1 protein-coding gene is annotated in these 805 nt (G+C 64.2%); it reads left to right on the top strand.

The genetic code is table 11. The features are described from left to right. Window positions 1-782 (top strand): DUF4123 domain-containing protein (locus HHA01_RS14695; protein ID WP_141322068.1); only part of this gene is annotated, 782 nt, incomplete at its 5' end. Between the last annotated feature and the right edge of the window lie 23 nt (window positions 783-805).

Raw genomic sequence — 805 nt, 5'->3', positions numbered from 1 at the left:
AGGGCCTGCCCCAGGACCATCACTGGGGCATCCTGCTGCAGTCCACGGCCACCCTGAAACAGCTGCGTACCCACCTGCGCAAGTTCACCATGCTGTGGACCCCGGCCAACGACCAGGCGCCGGTGTATTTCCGTTTCTACTACCCCCGGGTGGCGCTGGACATGAGCCAGGCACTGGCGAAGTGGAAACTGACCGCCCTGATGGCGCCCTTGGACGCCATGGTAATGAGCTTGTCGCCTTCGATGACATTGCCGCCCGAGCTCGAACTGATGCCGGCGATGGGCCTGGATGCCGGCAACGACGAAGTGCACGGGCGGTTGTTGCGCGTCACCGTCAACGCCGAAACGCCTGCCGACAACACACCGGGTCGCCAGTTCGCGATTGGCGAGACGGAGTATCAGCACTTCGGCAAGCTGGCCCAGCTCAGATCACGACAAGCGCTGGCTCGATCGCTAGCTGAGCCTTATCCCCAATCACCAGCCGACAAGCGGCGTCACGTGGTCGAGGAGGCCACCCAGCTGGGGCAGCGCTACCAGCTGACCTCCACTCGACAGACCGAGACACTGGCCAGGTGCGTGATGGAACTGGGGCCGGACTTCCCGCAACGCCACCCGGAGGCCGGGAAGATACTGGCCAACCCGCAGACCGCCGGTTGGCGCAAGCGTGAGCAGTTGCTGACCTGGTTGCCCCATGGTCGCGTGCGGCATTCGCTGCTTGGCGCGGCGGGTGACCCGGCCAGCGAGGATAACTACCGGCCCATCATGAACGAGGAACGCTCATGAGCTATCAGCCGAGCATTGAAGAC

This window comes from Halomonas halmophila, from assembly GCF_006540005.1.
Taxonomy (GTDB): domain Bacteria; phylum Pseudomonadota; class Gammaproteobacteria; order Pseudomonadales; family Halomonadaceae; genus Halomonas; species Halomonas halmophila.
This window is presented reverse-complemented; position numbering and strand designations above follow the sequence as displayed.